The organism is Streptomyces sp. NPDC101490, assembly GCF_044767145.1.
In the GTDB taxonomy this organism is placed as follows: domain Bacteria; phylum Actinomycetota; class Actinomycetes; order Streptomycetales; family Streptomycetaceae; genus Streptomyces.
Map to the genome: position 1 here is coordinate 144,018 of NZ_JBIWNI010000006.1, position 18,508 is coordinate 162,525.

An 18,508-nucleotide genomic window follows, 5' to 3' on the forward strand; every position below is an offset into this window, starting at 1 on the left:
GAGCGTGGGCTGCGTCCGGCGGGATCAACTTTAGGGAGTTTTGCCCCTTTCGTCCCGTTGGGGGTGCCAGTTCGTCCCGCTGGGGTGCCAGTCCGTCCCGCTGGGGCGCCGGCCCTTTCCCTCTCCCCGCGCGTACGCGTCCGTCTCCACGGGGGTGACGGATGTACGGCCGTATCCGCGAGGGCCGACGGCCGTACGGCTCGTCTCCACGGGGCGCGTCGTCTCCACGGGGGCGCGGAAACGGGGAACGCCCGCCCCGGCGGTCCGGGGCGGGCGTCCTCGTCGTACGGGCCGGGCTCAGTCCTCGCTGGAGGTGGCCGGCAGCTGGGTCTGGATGAGCGACATGACCGAGGAGTCGGTCAGCGTGGTGACGTCGCCCAGCTCCCGGTTCTCCGCCACATCGCGCAGCAGACGGCGCATGATCTTGCCGGAGCGGGTCTTCGGCAGCTCCGCGACCGGCAGGACGCGCTTCGGCTTGGCGATCGGGCCGAGGGTCGCGCCCACGTGGTTGCGCAGGTCGTTGACGAGGCTCTCGTCCTCGCTGGCCGTACCGCGCAGGATGACGAAGGCGACGATCGCCTGACCGGTGGTCTCGTCGGCGGCGCCGACGACGGCCGCCTCGGCGACGGCCGGGTGCGAGACCAGGGCCGACTCGACCTCGGTGGTCGAGATGTTGTGGCCCGAGACGAGCATGACGTCGTCGACCCGGCCGAGCAGCCAGATGTCGCCGTCGTCGTCCTTCTTGGCCCCGTCACCGGCGAAGTACTTGCCCTCGAAGCGGGACCAGTAGGTGTCGATGTAACGCTGGTCGTCGCCCCAGATGGTGCGGAGCATCGACGGCCACGGCTCGGTGAGGACCAGGTAGCCGCCGCCGCCGTTCGGCACCTCGTTGGCCTCGTCGTCGACGACGGTGGCGGAGATGCCCGGCAGCGCCCGCTGGGCGGAGCCCGGCTTGGTCTCGGTGACGCCCGGCAGCGGCGAGATCATCATCGCGCCGGTCTCCGTCTGCCACCAGGTGTCCACGATCGGGGTCTTCCCCGCGCCGATGTGCTCGCGGTACCAGACCCAGGCCTCGGGGTTGATCGGCTCGCCGACCGAGCCGAGGACCCGCAGGCTCGACAGGTCGAACTTGGCGGGGATGTCGTCGCCCCACTTCATGAACGTGCGGATCGCGGTGGGCGCCGTGTAGAGGATCGTGACGCCGTACTTCTGCACGATCTCCCAGAACCGCCCCTGGTGCGGGGTGTCCGGGGTGCCCTCGTACATGACCTGCGTCGCGCCGTTGGCCAGCGGGCCGTAGACGATGTACGAGTGGCCGGTGACCCAGCCGATGTCGGCGGTACACCAGTAGACGTCGGTCTCCGGCTTGAGGTCGAAGACCGCGTGGTGGGTGTACGAGGCCTGCGTCAGATAGCCGCCGGAGGTGTGCAGGATGCCCTTCGGCTTACCGGTGGTGCCCGAGGTGTAGAGGATGAAGAGCGGGTGCTCCGCCGGGAAGGCCTCGGGGGTGTGCTCGGTCGACTGGCGGGCGACGACCTCGTCCCACCACACGTCGCGGCCCTCGGTGAACGCGGTCTCCTGGCCCGTACGGCGGACCACCAGGACGTGCTCGACCTGCGGACACTTGGCGACGGCCTCGTCGATGGCCGGCTTCAGGGCGCTCGGCTTGCCCCGGCGGTAGCCGCCGTCGGCGGTGACGACCAGCTTGGCGTCGGCGTCCTGGATGCGGGAGGCCACGGCGTCCGCCGAGAAGCCGCCGAAGACCACCGAGTGGGCGGCGCCGAGGCGGGCGCAGGCCAGCATCGTGACGGCCGCCTCGGGGATCATCGGCAGGTAGACGGCGACCCGGTCGCCCTTGCGGACGCCCAGCTCGGTCAGGGCGTTGGCGGCCCGGGAGACCTCGTCCTTCAGCTCGGCGTAGGTGATCGAACGGCTGTCGCCCGGCTCTCCCTCGAAGTGGATGGCGACGCGGTCGCCGTGTCCGGCCTCGACGTGCCGGTCGACGCAGTTGTACGCGACGTTCAGCTCGCCGTCGGCGAACCACTTCGCGAACGGCGGGTTCGACCAGTCGAGGGTCTCGGTCGGCTCGGTGGCCCAGGTCAGGCGCTTGGCCTGCTCGGCCCAGAAGCCCAGCCTGTCCGCCTTGGCCTGCTCGTACGCCTCCGCCGTCACGTTGGCGTGCGCGGCCAGCTCGGCAGGCGGCGAAAACCGTCGCTCTTCCCGAAGCAGATTGGCCAGGCTTTCGTTGCTCACGACATCTCCCTTTCCCAGGGCGTCCTCTGTGCGTATGTGTCCCGCGTCATAGCTCATCAGTCAGATGCCCGGGTGACAAGAGCATCCAGGAAATTGGTTTAGACCTATGAGCTGTCGGCTGTGTGGTGGCCCCTTCTCCCGAGCGGTGGGAGAAGGGGCCACACAGTCTCACGGACGGGAGGAGCGCGGGGTTCAGGACGCGCGGACCCTCTCCCGGGGGCCGGATTCCCGGGGGAGCGTCTTCTCTGGGCCGGTCTTCCCCGGGTCGATCTGCCCTGGTCCGGTCTGCCCCGGGTCGGTCTGCCCGGCACCGGTCTTCCCGGGGCCGGTCGGCATGACCCGAGTGAAGACGTCGTCGTAACCGTGCGGCTCGTCGGGCTCGGAGAGCAGGTACGCCTGCGCCTCCCCGACGTGGAAGTACACGCCGTGCAGCGTCAGCGTGCCCTCGGCGAGGCGCCGCGCCACCGGCTCGTACGCCCGCAGGTGCTCCAACTGCTGCACCACGTTGGTCAGACAGAGCTGCTCGACCGCGTCGGCGGGCAGCCGCCCCGCGATCCTGGCCCAGGCGTGCCGACGGCTCGCCATCCGCTCCAGACTGGGCCGCCCGTGCCGAAGCCAGCGGCGCAGCGGGCTCGTCGGCTCGTCGGGGCCGCCGGCCAGCAGGGCCTGCATCGCGCCGCAGCCGGAGTGGCCGCAGACGGTGATCGAGTCGACCCGCAGCACCTCCACCGCGTACTCGATCGCCGCCGCCACCGAGTCGTCCCCGCTCTCCTCGCCGGGCCGGGGCACCAGGTTCCCGACGTTGCGCACCGTGAAGAGGTCGCCGGGACCGCTCGATGTGATCATGCTGGTGACGAGCCGGGAGTCGGCGCAGGTCAGGAAGAGCTGCGAGGGCCGCTGGCCCTCCCGGGCGAGCCGTGCCAGCTCGTCCCGGACGAACGGGGCCGTGTTCCGCTGGAACTTCCCGATGCCACGGGCGAGCTGAAGCCCCGTCGAACGCCGGGAGCCGTCCGCCGACGCAGCCCCGACGTCCGTCTCCGGAGCCTCCGGGGCCTCCTCGCACTGGTGGTTGTGCCACGGGGTCCACGGGCGGCAGCAGGGCTGGGCAGGGGCCGTCGACCCGGCGGGCTCGGCGATCCGGACCCCGGACGGGCCGGTCGTCTCGACCGTGCCGCCGTGGGCGAGGTGCCCGGCGGTCCAGTCGCTCAGCGTCTCGTAGGCGGCGTGGTCCATGAACGAGCCGTCCAGCTCGACCACCACGTCGGAACCGGGCGGCAGCTGGTGCAGGGCCCGGCTCAGCCGGGGCACCGCGAGGAACGTCAACTGGCCCCGGACGCGCAGCAACTGCCGCCCGTCCCGCTCCTCCAGGGCGATCCGGGTCCGGGCCAGCCGGTGCAGCGCGACCGCCACCGCCACGCCGATCCCGAGGGCGACGCCCTCCAGCAGGCCGATCAGCGCGACCCCGGTCAGCGTCACCCCGTAGACGACGACCTCACGGTGCCGGGTGACGGTACGGATGTGGGTGATGCTGACCATCTGGACGCCGACCACCATCACGAGCGCGGCGAGCGCGGGCAGCGGGATCAGATCGAGCACCGGCACCAGCAGCAGCGCCGCCAGCACGATCCACAGACCGTGCAGCATCGTGGAGGCGCGGGACACCGCACCCGCCGATACATTGGCGACGCTGCGGACGGCCACCCCCGCGACCGGCAGCCCGCCGAGCGCCCCCGAGACCACGTTGGCCGCGCCCTGACCGGCGAGTTCACGGTCGAGGCGGGAGCGCGGGACGCCCTTGCCGTGGTCGTCGCGGGCGGCGACGAGCTTGTCGACGGCGACGGCCGAGAGCAACGACTGCACACTCGTGACCAGGGTGATCGTCAGCACCCCCGCCAGGATGCCGAGCACCGGGCCCTCGGGCAGACCGGGCAGCGCGTGGCTGCTCCAGGACGGCAGGTCCACCCGGGGGACGGCGAGTCCGGCGAGCGCCGCCACCGCCGTCGCCCCGGCCACCGCGACGAGCGCCGCCGGGACCTTGCGGGAGAAGCGCCCGGCACGGCCCGGCAGCCGGGGCCAGCAGAGGAGCACGGCGACGGTCAGGGCGCTGATGAGGAGCGCTCCGGGCCGGATGTCCGCCAGCTGGGCGGGCAGTCCCAGGACGTTGTCGACGGCGGAGCTCTGGGGGGTCCCGCCGAGCACGATGTGCAGCTGGGCGAGGGCGATGGTGACGCCGATGCCGCCGAGCATCCCGTGCACGATCGCGGGCGAGACGGCGAGGGCGGAGCGGGCCACACGGAGGGCGGAGAGGCCGAGCTGGGCGAGCCCGGCGAGGACCGTGATGGCGCAGGTGGTGCGCCAGCCGTACAGCTGGATCAACTCGGCGGTCACGACGGTGAGTCCGGCGGCGGGGCCGCTCACCTGCAGCGGTGAGCCGCCGAAGCGCCCTGCCACCAGGCCGCCGACGGCGGCGGCGACGAGGCCGGACTGGAGCGGCGCCCCGGTGGCGAGCGCGATGCCGAGGGAGAGCGGCAGCGCGATCAGGAAGACGGCGACGGACGCGGAGAGGTCGGCGCCCGCGACACGGAAGCGGCGCGGGCCGCCCGGCGGGCTGTGGGGCCGCTGGACGCGGGGTCGGTTGGTGGTGCGGGCAGGGGTGGTGAGGGTCATTTCCCGTCTCCTCCGGGGCGGCGCGGTCGCGGTTCGTGCAGGACGCACAAGGGGTTTCGCGGCCGTGGGTCACGGCGTGCGGCGGGGGACTCCCGGCGGGATCCCCGTCGACACAAGGATCAACGCTCGGTAAACGAATCGTAATGGAGAGTAAAGATCATTGCTCTGTTTTCAGGGCAAACAGGGCAGTGATTCACCTGTTCCAGTGAAGGTCGAACGCTTTGCCGCTTGTCGTTTCATCTCTTTGGTGCCCGTGGTGCGACGTTGACGCCGCCGACCCCGAAGCCCGCCCACGGCGGCCGGACGGCAGCACGGAGGCTCGCACGGAACCGAGGAGAGGTGGGCGGATGACTGCCGCCGGGAGAAGGACCACTGCCCAGAGGAAGGCGCTCGCCGCCGGTGCCCTCGCCGTCGCGCTGATCGGCGGTCTCGCCGGGTGCTCGGGCTCCGACGGCGCCGCCACCAAGGGCGCCCCCGGCGGAGCGGGCGGCAAGAAGGGCCCCGCCGCCGCGCCCCAGGCGCCCCGCCTGATCGGCGACGGCTCCACCGCCTACACCGGGGCCCAGCCCCACCAGCCCGTCTGGCACCGCCTCAAGCCGGGCGAGACCCCGCCGCAGTTCGTCGTCTTCTCCTGGGACGGCTCGGGCGAGGACAGCCAGAAGCTCTTCTCCCACTTCCGTACCGTGGGCAAGAAGTACGACGCCACCATGACGTACTTCCTCAGCGGCGTGTACCTGCTGCCCGAGGCGAAGAAGGAGCTGTACGACCCGCCGCAGCACAGCCCCGGCCGCTCCGACATCGGCTTCAACGACACCGAGGGCATCCGCGCCACCGTCCGCGAGCTGCGCGGCGCGTGGCAGGAGGGCAACGAGATCGGCACCCACTTCAACGGGCACTTCTGCGGCGCCGAGGGCGGCGTCGGCAACTGGTCCGTCGAGGAGTGGAAGAGCGAGATCAACCAGGCCAAGTCCTTCGTCAAGAACTGGAAGGGCAACTCCGGTCTGCGCGCCGAGCAGCCGCTGCCCTTCGACTACGACAAGGAACTCGTCGGCGCCCGCACCCCCTGCCTCGAAGGCCGCAAGAACTTCGTGAAGGCGGGGGCGCAGATGGGCTTCCGCTACGACACGAGTGGCGTCAACGACCAGATCTGGCCCAAGAAGGACTCGGGCCTGTGGGACCTCTCCCTCCAGCTCGTGCCCGTCCCGGGCCGCGCCTTCGAGACGCTCTCCATGGACTACAACTTCATGGTCAACCAGTCCCCGGGCACCACCCAGGGCGACCCGTCCCAGCGCGAGTACTGGGGCGACCAGATGCGCGACGGCCTGGTGGAGGCCTTCCAGCGCTCCTACCGGGGCAACCGCGCGCCGCTCGTCATCGGCAACCACTTCGAGTCCTGGAACGGCGGCGTCTACATGCGCGCCATCGAGGAGACCATCGCCAACGTCTGTGTGCAGAAGGACGTCAAGTGCGTGTCCTTCCGGCAGCTGGCCGACTGGCTGGACGCCCAGGACCCTGAGGTCATCGCCAAGATGCGCACCTTGAAGGTCGGTCAGGCCCCGGCGGGCGGCTGGAAGGCCTTCCTCGCCTCCCGTCCGGCCGCCCCGGCGGGCGCGACCGTCCCGGCCCCCGGAGCCCCGAAGCCCGCGAGCCACTGACCGACCGCGAGCCACTGACCGACCGCGCCGCCGACCCGCCGGGACCCGGGGCCGACTCGCCGGGACCCGGGGCCGACTCGCCGGGACCCGGGGCCGACCATGAGGCCCTGGACCGGCTCCGGGGCCCGGGGCCTCGCGCGTCGGCCTCACGGATCCTGAGCGGGGCGCGGGGCGCGGGGCGCGGGGTGCGGGTCGTGGGGCGCGGGACCCAGGGGGCGGGCTCCGGGCCGGGTCCTGCGCCCTGGGCCTTCGGGAGGGGCCTTCGGGAGGGGCCTTCGGGAGGTGCTCCGGGCCGGAGCTCCGCGGCCCTGCCCCACCCCACCCGGCGCCCCTGGGCGTCAGCCGAGCTGGGAGGCGGTCAGCGGTTCGCCGAGGACGAAGCCGGGGTCGACCTGCGCCGCCAGGTCCGCCCCGGTCCTCGCGTTGCCCCAGCTCTCCGCGTTGCGCAGATGGAAGTGGACCATCTGACGCGTGTAGCGCTCCCAGTCGCGGTGGACGTACGAGTCGTCCGCCGCGTCCTGGAGGGCCTGGAGCGCCATCCGGTTCTCCGCCTCCAGCAGCTCGAACCGGGCCGGCCGGCCCTTCTCCATGGCCCGCACCCAGTCCGAGTGGCCGACCGTCACGAGCAGGTCGTCACCCACCTCGGCGCGCAGGAAGTCGATGTCGTCCTCGCCCTGCACCTTGTTGCCGACGACCTTCAGCGCCACGCCGAAGTCCCGCGCGTACTGCTTGTACTGGCGGTAGACCGAGACGCCCTTGCGGGTGGGCTCGGCGACCAGGAACGTCATGTCGAAGCGGGTGAAGAGCCCGGACGCGAAGGAGTCGGAGCCCGCCGTCATGTCGACGACCACGTACTCGTCGGCACCGTCGACCAGGTGGTTGAGGCAGAGTTCGACCGCGCCGACCTTCGAGTGGTAGCAGGCGACCCCGAGGTCCGACTCGGTGAAGGGTCCGGTCGCCATCAGACGGATCTCGCCGTCGTCCAGCACGACCGGCCGCGCACACGCCTCGTACACCGGGTTGTCCTCGTGGACCCCCAGCAGCCGCGAACCCTCCCCGGGGGGCGTCGTCTTGATCATCGTGTCGGCCGAGGCGATCCGCGGGTTGGTGCCCCGCAGGTACTCCTTGATCAGGGGCAGGTGCGCGCCCATCGCGGGCAGTGCGGCGGCCTCCTCCTCGGACAGACCGAGCGCGGCGCCGAGGTGCTGGTTGATGTCGGCGTCGATGGCGACGACCGGGGCTTCGTTGGCTGCGAGATGACGGATGAAGAGCGAGGACAGCGTGGTCTTTCCGCTGCCGCCCTTCCCGACGAAAGCGATCTTCATGTTCACCTAGCGTAGCGGCATGAAAGCGGCCCGTGGTCGGGGTGCGTGAAGAAGACCACTCCAACGTGGGGCGGACCGGTGGGGCGCGTAGCCTCCCTACTTATGAGTACGCACGCCTCTGACCCCTTGGCCGCCCTCGGCTCCCTGCCGGGCGTCGCCGACGCGGTGGACTCCGTACGCAAGGCCGTCGACCGGGTCTACGGCCACCGTGTGATGCGTCGCCGCAGCCATGAGATCTCCTCCGAGGCGGCTCTGCGCGGGGCGCGCGGCTCGGCCGCCCTGTCCGGTGCCGACTGGGCCCTCGAAGAGGTCCGCCGCCGCACCGACTTCGGCGCGGACCCCGAGGCCCGCACGGTCGGTGCCGCTCTGCGCCTCGGCGCCGAGGCGGGGCAACTGCTCTCGATCTGGCGCCAGTCGCCGCTGAGGGTGCTCGCCCGGCTCCATCTGGTCGCGGTCGGCGAACCGGGCGACTCGGTGGGGCGTCCCCGGCTGGACGGCGAGGGGACCGACGAACCGCTGGTCGACGCCCCCCTGCCGACCCCCGCCGAGGTCGCGGCCCGGCTCGACGCACTCGGGGAGCTGATCGTCGCGGGCAGCGGGGCTCCGGCCCTGGTGACGGCGGCCGTGGTGCACGGCGAACTGCTCGCCCTGCGCCCCTTCACCTCCGGCAACGGCCTGGTCGCGCGGGCCGCCGAACGGATCGCGCTGGTCGGCAGCGGCCTCGACCCCAAGGCGGTCTGCCCGGCCGAGGTCGGCCACGCGGAACAGGGACGGGACGCCTACTACGCGGCGTTCGAGGGATATCTGTCGGGGACCCCGGAGGGCGTCGGCGGCTGGATCGCGCACTGCGGGCGCGCGGTCGAGCTGGGAGCCCGTGAGTCGACGGCGGTCTGCGAGGCCCTCCAGCGCGGCGCGGCCTGACGTACGCGGCGCGGCCCGGGACATGTGGTGCGGCCTGGCGTACGCGGTGCGGCTCGGCATGCGCGGTGCGGCGGCGTTCGGCGGGGGCGGGTTCCTGAGGAGGGCGCTGAACCGGCGCTGAACGGGGTGGCGGGCGCCGGTGGCCGAACGGGATTACGGGCTTCTCGGTAGGCCCGGAAAAGGGTTGCGGCGGTACCCGTTCCGGTACCGCCGCTGGCACGTCCGCCCAGTTACCATGCGTCCTCGAATATGTGCCCATCAGGCCGGGAACTTCGCCCGTGGCCTGGTGCGGCTGGCCCGTAATCGACGGGTCGACGTCGCGTGGGTGCTCGGTTTCTGTGCTAGGTCCGTGGGGCCTTCATGCTCAACAGGTGATCCTCTCGGATGTCCTTGGTCTCGCGGGCCTGATTCCTTTCTACTCCTGTCCCGGAGGAAGCGAAAGTGGTGGCCGTACTTCTCCACCGCTCCACTCAAATTCGGGCAAAGTCATCCGCGAGCCGATGTGAGAGCCGCCTGCCGGCGCCGGGAGGCGTACCAGACGAGTCCGGCGCCCACGGCCGCCGCACCCACCGCCGCGGCGGCGACGAGCGTGGGGCGCGGTGGCATCCGGAATGCGGGAAGCCGCTGCTTCAGCCGGACCGGCTTCTCGAAGACGAGAACAGGCCATTCCCGAGCTGCCGCCTCACGGCGCAGCGCCCGGTCGGGATTGACCGCGTACGGATGGCCGACGGCCTCCAGCATGGGGACGTCGGTCGCCGAATCGCTGTACGCGTAGCAGCGCGCGAGGTCGTAGCCTTCCGACTCCGCCAGCTCCCGGACGGCCTCGGCCTTCGTCGGGCCGTAGGCGTAGTACTCCACCTCGCCCGTGAAGCAGCCGTCCTCGCCCACCACCATGCGGGTGGCGACGACCCGGTCGGCCCCGAGCATCTCGCCGATCGGCTCGACGACCTCGGCACCGGAGGTCGAGACGATCACGACGTCGCGGCCGGCGGCGTGGTGCTCCTCGATGAGGGAAGCCGCTTCGTCGTAGATGATCGGGTCGATCAGATCGTGAAGGGTCTCGGCGACGAGCTCCTTCACCTGGGCGACGTTCCAGCCTTTGCAGAGCGCGGAAAGATATTCACGCATCCGCTCCATCTGGTCGTGATCGGCTCCGCCCGCCAGGAAGACGAACTGGATGTACGCCGTCCGCAGGGCGGCGCGGCGGCTGATCAGTCCGCCCCGGTAGAAGGACTTGCTGAAGGTCAGCGTCGAAGACTTCGCAATGACCGTCTTGTCCAGGTCGAAGAAGGCGGCTGCGCGCGGCAAGGAGTGGTTTTCCACAAGCCCGAGCATAGGTGCCCGCCATTCGGCGTACGCTGGGGCGCGTGGGTTTGCCTGAGAAGCCTCTCGGGTACACCATGGAAGTCACGGATCGTTCGCGACCGTGCTAAGCCGGTCCGGCTCCTCCCCCCCCCGAGTCGGCCCGGCAAAGACGACCCCCGCTCTCCCCCCCGGCGGGGGTCGTCGCATGTCCGGAGCCGTTTTCGCGCGGTGGGACATCGTCTGCCTCCTTCCTCCCTGTCGACGGCCGGTACTTCGGCCGATGGTCGACCGGGATTCGATTCCTCACTCACGGTAACCGGCAGGCTGCGTTCCGGGCAGTCCCCGGGTGGGTGGCGAAGTTATTCACAGGGCTTCGGTTATCCCCAGTTTTTCAGTGGGGTCCCCAGGATTTCCGGTGCGGCCCCACGGTGATTCCTGTCGCGAAGTCCGCGGCCGACAGGAATCACGAGAGGGGGCGTGCCATGACGCCATCCGTCAGGACCGCCGGGACCAGGAGTGCGCTGAGCGGGTCGGGGAGCGCGCGGGCCGGGGCCGGGAGTGCGCTGGGCGTGGCCGCGCGGGGCGGGGCCAGGAGCGCGCGCGGTGGGGCCGGGGCCGTGCGGGGCGGGGCCGGTGAGTCCCGCGTGGGCGAGCCCCGCCGTCCCGGGCCTCTCATCGTCACCGAGGACCTCGGGCTGCTCGACGATCTGCTGCGGCTGTGCGCCGCCGCCGGAGTGGAGCCCGAGGTGCACCACCGGGTGCCCGAGCGCCGGGCGAACTGGACCGATCCGCCGCTGGTCCTGGTCGGCGACGACGTGGCGGACCACTGCCGGGGGGCGGCCCGTCGCCCCGGGCTCGTCCTCGTCGGCCGTGACCGGGACGATCCGGGGGTCTGGCGGCTGGCCGTCGGCATCGGCGCGGAGTGCGTGCTGCGGCTGCCCGACGCCGAGACCGTCCTGGTGGACCGCATCGCGGACGCCGCCGAGGGAGTGGGCCGCCGGGCGCTGACCGTGGGGGTGGTCGGCGGCCGGGGCGGTGCCGGTGCCTCCACCCTGGCCTGCGGGCTCGCGCTCTCCGCCGCGCGGACCGGGCGAAGGACCCTGCTCGTCGACGGCGACCCCCTGGGCGGAGGGCTCGACGTGCTGCTCGGCGGCGAGCGCGAGGACGGCAGGCGCTGGCCCGACTTCGCCGCCTCGAAGGGACGGCTGGCCGGTGGCGCCCTGGAGGAGTCCCTGCCGTCCGTGCGGGGTGTCCGGGTGCTCAGCTGGGGCAGGGAGCCCGCCGCCCCGGTGCCGCCCGAGGCCGTCCGGTCGGTGCTCGCCGCCGCCCGCCGCCGGGGCGGTGTCGTCGTGGTCGATCTGCCGCGCGGGACCGACGCGGCGGGTGCCGAGGCCCTCGCCCAGCTCGACCTCGGACTGCTCGTCGTGCCGGGGGAACTGCGGGCGGTCGCGGCGGCCCACCGGGTGGCCGCCGCCCTCACCGTCGGGGTGCGCGACCTGCGGGCCGTGGCCCGGGGGCCCTATGCCACGGGACTCGACGAACGGTGGATCGCCGACGCGCTGCGGCTGCCGCTGGCCGGGGAACTGCCCTACGACCCGGGGATCGCGGCCGATCTCGACGCGGGACTGCCCCCGGGCGCCGCACCCCGTGGACCGCTCGGCCGGTTCTGCGACGCCTTCTGGGCGCACGCCCTGGCCACCGGCGGCGCGGCATGACCGGGATCGCGGGCGCGGGCGGTGCGGGGCTGCTCGACGCGGTGCGGCAGCGGCTCGCCGCCAGTGGGGCCGAGCCCACCCCGGCCCGGGTCGCCGCCGCCCTCCGCGCCCAGGGGCGGCTGCTCGGCGACACGGAAGTCCTCGGCGCGGCCGAGGAGCTGAGGTGCGAACTCATCGGGACCGGCCCCCTGGAGCCGCTCCTCGCCGACCCCGCCGTCACCGACGTACTCGTCTCGGCGCCCGATCGGGTCTGGGTGGACCGGGGGACCGGTCTGGAGCGGGTCCCGGTGTCCTTCCCGGACGCCGCCGCCGTCCGCCGCCTCGCCCAGCGGCTCGCCGCGGTGGCCGGCCGCAGGCTCGACGACGCCCGGCCCTGGGTGGACGCCCGGCTCCCCGACGGAACCCGGATGCACGCGGTGCTGCCCCCGGTCGCGGTCGGCTCGACCTGTCTGTCGCTCCGGGTCGTCCGCCCGCGCGCCTTCACCCTGGAGGAACTCACCGCGGCGGGCACCGTGCCGCCCGGTGGCGCCCCGGTCCTGCGGGCCCTCATCGACGCTCGGGTGTCGTACCTGGTCAGCGGTGGGACGGGCACCGGGAAGACCACGCTCCTCGCCTCCCTGCTCGGTCTGGTGGGCGAGCGGGAACGCATCGTCCTCGCCGAGGACTCGGCGGAACTGCGGCCGGACCACCCGCATGTGGTGCGACTGGAGGCCCGGCCCGCGAACCAGGAGGGCGCGGGTTAGCTCAAGGGTTGGTAGATGTCTCGATGTCTCAGCGGTACACCACGGGTGGCTGTTAGGTTCAAGTGACTGTTGATGTCTCAGGTGCGGGGGCTTCGTGGAGTACTTCTTCGTGTCGCACGCCAAGGTGCGCCGGTACGCGGGTGCCGTGGGCGGTGTGGATCTGGACTGGGTTGAGTACGTGACCCGCAAGGGGGCGCTCAAAGAGGGCACGCCGTTCTTCCTGGGGTCGGATATGCGTCCGCTGGAGCCGTTGACCTCGTGCTTCTTCGATATGGCCAAGCGCCTGGATGCGGGGTCGCTCCAGGACTACACGTACGACCTCATGGATCTGGCCGACTTCCTTGGGCAGTTGGACCCGCCGACGGATCTGTTGTCGGCCACGGAGGATGACCTCGTCGCCTACCGGGACGAGCTCATGGAGTACCAGGACGAGCCGGTGTCGGCGGCCACGTGGATGCGGCGGCGGGCCGCGATCAACAACTTCTACGACTGGGCTGTCGAGGACGCGAAGTTGCTGGACCGGCGCCCGTATCACCGACGCAAGAACGGCAAGGACGTTCTGTCCGTGTCCGTCGTCAACGATCTCGACGTCCGCCATCTGACCTATTCGCAGTGGCGGTTCCTGAAGCAGGTGGGGCTTCGCGGCCTGTTGCCGGACGAGCGGGCGGACCGGTCGTTCCGTGGGGCGGCACCGTTGCGCAACAGCTCGGCGGCAGAGCTGGCGGTGACGACCGGGATGCGCCTGAGGGAGTTCAGCACCCTGCTCGACATCGAGGTCGGGACGCCGCGCCGGGACGGCTCGGCTGCGCTGGTGGACCTGAGGGAGATGGCCAAGTACAGGCTGCCTCGCACGGTGGAGATCCAGCACGTCACCTTGCGGGAGATCGACTTCTACCGGCGCACAGAGCGGGCGAAGATCGTGCATGCGGCCGCCCGCACACTGCACCGTCACCGGGCAGAGCTCTTCGTCGTCGACGACATCAACTCCCGGCAGGGCAAGCTCAGCGGAGTTCTGCACGGCCGCCGGCGGACCTTCACGATCAAGGACATGGACGTGGCCACGCGCCGGATCGCGGTCATCGAGGGCGACCGGGGTCTGGAACCGATGGCGCTGTTCGTCGGCCGCGGCGGGCGCATGCTCTCCGCACAGCGCTGGCATCAGATCTTCGAGGACGCCCACGTGCGGGCCCTGCGGATCAGCAAGGAACACAAGCTCGAGACGGTGGTGCCGCGGGCATTCAAGATCCACGACCTGCGTCACACGTTCGCGATCTTCATGCTCCAGTTGCTGACCGAGCTGGTGGCGGAGCAGGAGGCGGAGCTGCGGCGGCTGGGCGGGCACACCGCCTACCTGGCCGATCACATCAGCAGGTCGCCGCAGCTGACGGTTCAGCGTTTGCTCGGCCATCGTCAGGCGACGTCGACCATGCGTTACCTGCGCTACATCCGCAAGACGAACCTGCTGGTCGCCCGGGCGATCGCGGACTGGAATGCCCAGGACACCACCTACGCCGACTACGCGGCCCGGCTGACGCAGGGGAGGGCCGCCTGATGCCCCGCCGGGGAGAACGCAGGAGCCGGCAGCGTCCGGCCGCTGCCGTCGCGCCGCCAGCGCCGCCTGGACGGATCGGGGTCCGGGAACTCGTCTACGTCTACCGACACCAGCGGATGGCCCACCGGATCGATCCGGCGGAGTTCCAGTGCTCACTGCTTGCGGGCCAGCTGGCTGATGCCTGGCTGGACTATCACCGCAAGGCGGGTCTGGCCTTCAGTGGCAACTACGTCACCGCGATCCGCAGCTTCCTGACGTTCGCCGGCACACATCTGGCGGCCACCGGCCTCGATCCGGATGAAGCCCGGCTGGATGGCGGGCCCATCGACTTGGCTGAGGTGATCTACCAGTGGGAGGAAGATCTTGTTACCCGCTACGAGCCGACTTCGAACCAGCCGAACGTGTTGGCCGGTTTGCTGCTGATTCTGTTGGAGCACAGGGCGGTTCGGGACGCGAAGGTGCCCGAGCGCCTGCGGCGGCGGGCGGAAGGGCCGCCGACGTTCCGGGGTGGCTCGAGCGAGCCGTTGGACGAGTTCGCCAATCACGAGCGTCTGCTTCTGCTGGATGGCGCCAAGGCCGATATCCGGGCCCTGGAGAAGCGGCTTGTCGTGGGTCGGGCTCTGCTGGCTGAGGGCCAGGACCCGCGCTGTGGAGGCTGGCGGTCGCTGCCCAATCTGGTCTGGGCGGCCCGGCACGGAGTGCTCGACATGCCCGCCCTGCTGACGCATCTCCCGGCGCACTTCAAGTGGTGGCCAAAGCCGGTAAGGGACGTGGTGGCCGACCCCCTCTACATGGCCCGCTTCGGCGGGAAGTACGGCGTGATGACCACCGTCAGCGGACTGCTGTTCCCCAACGAACTCGACCTGCAGCCGTTCCGGATCCTGCTCCTGCTGGCCATGGGCGATGCCACCTCCGAGGAGGTGCACGATCTCTGCCTGGGAGACCTGGAGTTCAGCGATGAAGGGGTCCGGGTGCTGCAGACCAAACTGCGGGCCCAGCGGGTCCGTCCGCATCTGCACGGCAACGACGGGCCGCGGGAGAGTGAGCGGCCTCTGGACGAGGACGAGGCACCTGGAGAGTCCGCCTACCCCGGCACCGGCAACTGGGACGTCCCCGGACTCCTGCGCCGCCTGATCGCGGTGAACACCCTGACCCGGGAGGCATTCGAGACCGATCCGTGGCTGTTCACCGCTGTCGAGTCCACCGACCACCGGCGTCGCATGGCCGCGGGGCGGGCGATCTTCAAGCGCCCAGGGCGCCGGTTCACCGACTGGATCACCACACATCCGGACATGGAAGGCGACCCGGCGAAGATCTCCGAGCCGCATGACGTACGACGGCTGCGGAAGACGTCGAAGACCACACGCGTCGCCGCTCTGGGCGGCAGCCTGAGCGACCTGGCAGGGGACGACCACCACATCGAAGTGTTCCGAGGCCACTACGCGCACGGCACGACCGCGCACGTCCTGGCCGGCCGGGCGGTCAACCGGGCCCAGCGCGGAGTCTTCAACAAGATCAAGCCTGGCAAGCCCGTGCTGGTCACCGAGGGGGCAGAGGCCATGCTCACGGAGCCGGAGACGGCCGCTGAGCTGGGCATCTCGCCCGAGGAGGGGAAAGCCTTGCAGCACGGAGAGCTCGACATGGGTGTCGTCAACTGCCGTGACCCCCACAACTCCCCGCATACACCCAAGGGCAGGCTCTGCCACGTCGCGCCGGCGATGTGCATGATCTGCCCGAACGCGATCGTGTTCACCTCGCAGCTGCCCCGGCTGCTGATGCTCGACGACCACATCACCCACATGCGCAAGGTGCTGGCCCCACCGGTCTGGCAGGCCACCTGGGCCGTTCAGGCAGCCGCACTGAAGGAAGTGTTCGCCGAGTGCGCGGAACAGCTTCCAGAGGCCCGCCAGCAGATCGAGGAGGGCAAGTTCCGCCTCGACCTGCCACTCGGAATGCGAACGGAGTACGACCGATGACAACCGCCGCCGCCTTCCAGGCTCTGCCCTCGCAGACCATCCCCGACGACACACCCGTCCTCGGCGGCCGCCGCAACCTCATCCCTGGAGCGGAGGTCCCGCTCTTCGGGCAGAGCGGGTACTGGCCCGGTGACTGCCTTCGACGGCCGGCGAACCGAGTGAAGAGCGCCTGGCGGGCGTTGTTTCCCACGGACCCGCTCTGGAATCTGCGGACCCGCGAGATCGCCTTCGGGATGCTCAACTCCAGCCACAAGATCCTTCGGGATGCCGGTCTGTTCTTCCGGGCGGAGAACTGGGGCCTGTCCTCGGTCAGGCAGATGTGCGACAAGATGCGGCTCATCGCCACATGGGCGGTCGAGCAGCAGATGCCCCACGATCTGGCCGTGTGGGCGGCGGAGGACTGGCAGAACTACCTCGACCATCACGCTCTGACGTCCGGAACATCGACTCTGGCCAACGATGTCCTCACCATTCGCCGCCTGCTGGACTTCGACCCGCTGCTGACCGGAGGCGGCCTGACCGAGGACCCGTGGCCGGGGAAGTCGGCTGCGGAGGTGGCCGAGCGGACATACACCGGTGAGTTGTCCACCCCCTCGATTCCGCCGGCTATCTGGTGGCCGCTCCTGCGGGCCGCCTGGTTCTACATCGACGACATGGCCCCGCAGATCCTTGAACGCCGCGACCAGCAGGCCGCCGCCGTGGCGGCCTCTGCCGGGATACGGCGCCAGACCCATCGGGCTCAGGACATCGACGTGAAGCTCGCCGCCTGGGTGCAGGACCCTGCCTCCTTGGTGCCCGTCCACGCCAGGGACTTCCGCGGATACCCGGCGGGCACGGTGATGTGGTCAACGCTGAGCCTGTGGCTGACGGGCGGCGTCAGCCAGGGCGTGTTCAAAACCGGCCGGGACTCGGACCGGCACCAGATGAGGCGGAGGATGGTGCAGCAGCTGGCCGATGCAGGCCGGGTCCGGCCCGTCACGGCCAGGGAAGGTCGGGCCGCTCTGGGCGTCGTTGACCAGCCCGTCCGCGGCCGCAACCGGCGGCCCGAAGACCTTGATGCCCAGGTCAAGAAGTGGCTGGCCGACCCGGCCAACCGCATACCCGTCCGCCGGGAGTCCAGCGTCCACGGGCCGGCCGGAGAGCCGGTCTGGCTGACCCTGGAAAGCCGCGTATTCGGCACGGTGACTCGGGCGAACGTCTTCACCAGCGGCACCGCCCGCACCCGGCAGCGACAGCTGTGGGTGCGTGAGGCGATCACCGAGGACCGCACCGACTACATCGAGGACGGCGACCTCGAGCACGCCCTGCGAATGGTCAGAGCCGCCTGCTACGTCTTCATCGCCGCCCTCACGCTGATGCGCGACAGTGAACTGCAGGAGATCGAACGGAACTCCATCGTCGAGCACTACGGATCCCCCGCGATCGCCTCGAGGAAGGTCAAGCACGACGAATCCCGGCCCCGCCTCAAGTGGTGGATCACCGAGCCGGTCGCACAGGCCGTGGCAGTCGCCGAACGCCTGTCCTGGCACGACAGCCACATCTTCGCCACCCTGGCCCCGCCCAGCGGGTTCCTGCCGGAGGGAACACGGGGCCGCGCGGGCTTCGATGCATTCCGCGACATCGACTTCTTCATCGAGAACATCAACAAGACGCTGGAGAGGACCGGACTGGAGCCCATCCCCGATGGGCTGGTGCGACCGCACATGTTCCGCAAGACCATGGCGATCATCACCGCCCAGCAGCCCGACGGGGAGATCGCGCTCGGAATCCAGCTCAAGCACGCCGCCCGCCGGGCCCTGGCCAACCGGGTCACCGCCGGCTACGGCAGGATGGATGCGAACTGGAGCAAGGAGTTCGACAACCAGCTCGAACTGGCCGCCGCCCGCAAGCTCGTCGAACTCCTCAAGGCCCGCCGGCAAGGCGATCCGGTCGCCGTCGGCCCCGGCGCCACCAGGCTCCACGCCGGCCTGGACAAGGTCATCAAGGCCATGGACACCGACCCGCACCTCCAAGCACAGATCGCGGACGAACGGATGCAGCTGAGCTTGCTGCGGGACGAGTTCGCCCAGCTCCACTTCGGCACGATCAACCACTGCCTGTGGCAGGCATCGACCGCCGAGTGCCAAAACCAGCTCCCGCCCGAGCAGCGGGGCAAGCAGCCGTTGCTCGGCGCGTGCCAGCCTGGCAAATGCCGCAACTCGGTGTTGACCTTGAAGAACGCCCCCTACTGGATCGCCGAAGAGGGCGACCTGCAAGACACCCTGCGACGCGAACGGCTCTCCCCGCCGCGGCGCGAATCCATAGAGATCCGTCTCACCGAGGTGCAGTCGGTCACCGCACAATTCGCCAACCTGGAAGGTGCCCACTGATGCCGGTATCCGCCGCGACCGCAACGA

At 70.9% G+C, this 18,508-nt stretch carries 10 protein-coding genes and 1 pseudogene; 7 read left to right on the plus strand and 4 right to left on the minus strand.

Translation table 11 applies throughout. The annotated features are described in order from the left end of the window. Positions 1-297: 297 nt before the first annotated feature. Both acs and ACIRQY_RS15550 read right to left on the minus strand, forming a co-directional pair. Positions 298-2,253, minus strand: a complete 1,956-nt coding sequence (gene acs, locus ACIRQY_RS15545; protein WP_403925631.1) for an acetate--CoA ligase — start codon at positions 2,251-2,253, stop codon at positions 298-300. 192 nt (positions 2,254-2,445) lie between these two features. Further along, positions 2,446-4,920 carry a SulP family inorganic anion transporter gene (locus ACIRQY_RS15550; protein WP_403925634.1) on the minus strand — a complete coding sequence of 825 codons (2,475 nt, stop codon included), beginning with the start codon at positions 4,918-4,920 and terminating at the stop codon, positions 2,446-2,448. A 347-nt stretch (positions 4,921-5,267) separates the two neighbouring features. On the opposite strand from ACIRQY_RS15550, the gene ACIRQY_RS15555 reads away from it, so the two are divergent. Beyond that, a complete protein-coding gene (locus ACIRQY_RS15555; RefSeq protein WP_351785938.1) occupies positions 5,268-6,575 on the plus strand; it encodes a hypothetical protein in 1,308 nt (435 codons plus the stop codon). A 338-nt stretch (positions 6,576-6,913) separates the two neighbouring features. Here the strand turns inward: ACIRQY_RS15555 and ACIRQY_RS15560 are convergent, their stop codons facing one another. Continuing rightward, complete coding sequence (locus ACIRQY_RS15560; protein ID WP_351785936.1) at positions 6,914-7,900, minus strand: ATP-binding protein; 987 nt, start codon at positions 7,898-7,900, stop codon at positions 6,914-6,916. Positions 7,901-8,002: 102 nt separating this feature from the next. Between ACIRQY_RS15560 and ACIRQY_RS15565 the strand changes: the two genes are divergently transcribed. Next, a complete protein-coding gene (locus tag ACIRQY_RS15565; RefSeq protein WP_403925636.1) occupies positions 8,003-8,821 on the plus strand; it encodes a Fic family protein in 819 nt (272 codons plus the stop codon). Positions 8,822-9,307: 486 nt separating this feature from the next. On the opposite strand, the gene ACIRQY_RS15570 is transcribed toward ACIRQY_RS15565, so the two are convergent. Continuing rightward, on the minus strand, positions 9,308-10,156 hold the full coding sequence (locus tag ACIRQY_RS15570; RefSeq protein WP_351785931.1) for an HAD-IB family hydrolase: 849 nt from the start codon (positions 10,154-10,156) through the stop codon (positions 9,308-9,310). A 452-nt stretch (positions 10,157-10,608) separates the two neighbouring features. On the opposite strand from ACIRQY_RS15570, the gene ssd reads away from it, so the two are divergent. The 5 genes and pseudogenes from ssd (at position 10,609) to ACIRQY_RS15595 (ending at position 18,481) form a co-directional block, all read left to right on the plus strand. Next, the gene (gene ssd / locus ACIRQY_RS15575) at positions 10,609-11,841 is read left to right on the plus strand and encodes a septum site-determining protein Ssd (RefSeq protein WP_403925638.1); all 1,233 of its coding nucleotides are present in this window, start codon (positions 10,609-10,611) and stop codon (positions 11,839-11,841) included. Further along, positions 11,838-12,581, plus strand: a pseudogene (locus ACIRQY_RS15580) (CpaF family protein); the annotation flags it as partial. The gene ssd and the pseudogene ACIRQY_RS15580, both read left to right, overlap by 4 nt. Positions 12,582-12,678: 97 nt before the next feature. Next, the gene (locus tag ACIRQY_RS15585; RefSeq protein WP_403925641.1) at positions 12,679-14,136 is read left to right on the plus strand and encodes a site-specific integrase; all 1,458 of its coding nucleotides are present in this window, start codon (positions 12,679-12,681) and stop codon (positions 14,134-14,136) included. Next, complete coding sequence (locus tag ACIRQY_RS15590; RefSeq protein WP_403925643.1) at positions 14,136-16,112, plus strand: hypothetical protein; 1,977 nt, start codon at positions 14,136-14,138, stop codon at positions 16,110-16,112. Before ACIRQY_RS15585 ends, ACIRQY_RS15590 begins: the two co-directional genes overlap by 1 nt. Then, positions 16,109-18,481 carry a hypothetical protein gene (locus ACIRQY_RS15595; protein WP_403925646.1) on the plus strand — a complete coding sequence of 791 codons (2,373 nt, stop codon included), beginning with the start codon at positions 16,109-16,111 and terminating at the stop codon, positions 18,479-18,481. The genes ACIRQY_RS15590 and ACIRQY_RS15595 overlap by 4 nt, the downstream gene beginning before the upstream one ends. Positions 18,482-18,508: the final 27 nt, after the last annotated feature.